A 2348-nucleotide genomic window follows, 5' to 3' on the forward strand; every position below is an offset into this window, starting at 1 on the left:
AAGCACACTCCGCATTCGCGCCACGGAATGGGCATCGACCACCCAAAACGAGATCCGTCAGCGTCAATCGCCGCGCGGCACGCTGAAACATTGGAAAGCCAGCTTCTCAGCCAACTTTCGTGCATAGTTCAGGCTAGGTGGCCTCGTGGGTCTCGCCACTCTTGGAGAAGTAGCGACTCGATCGACCGGGCCACAAGCGGCTGCCGATGCTCCGGTGCGCGCCCTACTGGTCCAGCCCAATCTGCCCGCAGATGAGCGCTGGGCGCCCGCTGCCCAGCGAACGAATCTCCAGGAGATGGTCAATCTGACGCTGGTAGGCCTCAACCGCGAGCATAGGCCAATTCATGTTGTGGTATGGCCGGAGACCGTGATCTCGACTCCTGAAGGACAAGACAAGCTCCTCGACGAAGACATAGAACGCGAACTCAAGCGAATCGGCCGGCCGCTCATCATGGGACGAGTCGGAGCAGCAACGTCGCCACACGCCTACCAAAACCGCGCGGTCCTACTGGACCCAGAAGGACGATACGTGGGATACTCCGCCAAGAGAATTCTAGTTCCCATTGCCGAATCGCCAATTGCATGGCCTTGGCGAAACCAAGATGGCCCCTCCGTGAGACACGCCGAAGCCGCTGAAGAAGAGGGGCCCCTCCAACTCGGGCCTTCATCCCTGTCTGTAGTCTTCTGCTATGAAGCGCTCTTTCCGGCATCCGTCACAGCGCGAAAGACCGAAGGGACGATCGCCATCGTGAACCTGGTCAATGATTCGTGGTTTGCGGGAGAGAACGTGAGCAGACAACAGCTCGCATACTCCCGCTTCCGTGCAATTGAGACTCGATTGCCGCTGCTTCGTGTCGCGCACGGCGGGATCTCCGCAGTCGTGGATCCCTGGGGACGAGTGACACAAGCACTTGGATCCGGTATGACGGGAACCCTCGTCGTTGAGCTCCCGAACCGTACCAGTCCTCGTGTAGCCATTGAAGGGTTGATCCTCTTCGGCTGCGCTGCAGTCGGCGCGTGTACCGTGTCGGCTCTCTTCTCTCTGTTTTGGAGGTTCACACAGTGAAGCAAATCCTAGTACTCCTGGTTCTTCTCCAGCTCAGCGTTCCTGCGGGTGCTGAAACGACTACGGGGACGCTCACGCTCGACAGTCTTTCCTTCATATCCTTCGAAGGCTACGAAAACCTCAACCTTCCAGCTGGCTCAACGATTGAGTTCGCGTTCAGCGATCCGGACCCGGGTGGTTCCGTCTCGTTCACCATTCTGCCTTCGGGCGTCTCCATCCCCTCAATCCAACTCTGGAGTACGCCGGGCGAGCTGCGCTACACACTCGCAGCTCCTGCTACTGGAACTGCCACAAAGACCAGCGAGGGAATCAAGATCTCATTCTCGGCGACGGTCTCGGTAACGCTCGTCCAACAGGGAGGTGGCACGTTTCAATATTCCCTGCCGTTCACGACCGAATCGGCGAGCGCCACGAATGCCGCGGGGACCAATACCGTTTCGCTCTCGGGAATGCAGCTGGTAGAGGGACCGAACCATGTTCAACTCGTTGGAGCCACGACCAACAAGACGAATGCGTTTCCCGAACCCGGACGGGCAGTGTCTTCGGTCTTGAGCGGAACCTTCGACACCTTCCCCACATTCCCATAGGTGGACGACGGATATCCGTTCGCGGAGGCGTCATACAGGTGAACCAGCTCTAGCCTGCTGAGCCTGACCAGCACTCTCTATGGAAGGCGAGTGGCTCTCACGTTTGTTGTGCTCCCTTCGGGTGCACCTCTCATTGCCCTGCACCCCGGGCTCAACTGCGGAAAGTGCGCCTCTACAACTAGAAGCCCTCATTGCGTAGTAGTCCTGCGGGGAAGCAGAAGCTTGCCGGACTGAGGCAGGCGGGCAGCCAGCGCGCAACGCTGATTGCCGAGCTGGCGCCACTCTATACTGGAGGGCAATGCCCCGGCCTGCCTTGTCGATCGACCAGTTCCATGAGCGCATCACTCAACTCGCCGAACGTCGTGTCGCGCTCTTCGTAGGGGCGGGGACTCCCGGGATCCGCCCTCGAACGGGCCGATCTGGAGCGAGATGAACGTCCGGTTCATCGACGCGATCTTTCAATGCATCGAAGACGAGGGGTGGCATAGTGCCGCCGATCATGCACCCGTCCGAGAGCGAAGTCGGCACCTCGATCTGCGCCCTGAGCTGTTTTGGCGTAAGCGGCCAGCCTCGGACGTGGTTGCAGCCCGTATCGCGGGGTCTCAGCCTGTCAGGGGCCCGAGGGGAGCGTCGGCGAAGTTCTCTTTCCAGAGGCGCGGCGTGAGTTCGGCGACCCTGGTTTGAGGGTGGACACT

The 2348-nt window shown here is 59.9% G+C and carries 2 protein-coding genes; both read left to right on the forward strand.

Features of this window, described 5'->3' with window-relative positions; all coding sequences use genetic code 11:
- Nucleotides 1-214 precede the first annotated feature (214 nt).
- Nucleotides 215-1066: an apolipoprotein N-acyltransferase gene (gene lnt, locus GY937_17580; GenBank protein MCP5058516.1), complete on the forward strand. Its 852-nt coding sequence runs from the start codon at nt 215-217 to the stop codon at nt 1064-1066.
- Complete coding sequence (locus tag GY937_17585) at nt 1063-1653, forward strand: hypothetical protein (protein ID MCP5058517.1); 591 nt, start codon at nt 1063-1065, stop codon at nt 1651-1653. The genes lnt and GY937_17585 overlap by 4 nt, the downstream gene beginning before the upstream one ends.
- Nucleotides 1654-2348: the final 695 nt, after the last annotated feature.

Source organism: bacterium (assembly GCA_024228115.1).
Taxonomy (GTDB): domain Bacteria; phylum Myxococcota_A; class UBA9160; order UBA9160; family UBA6930.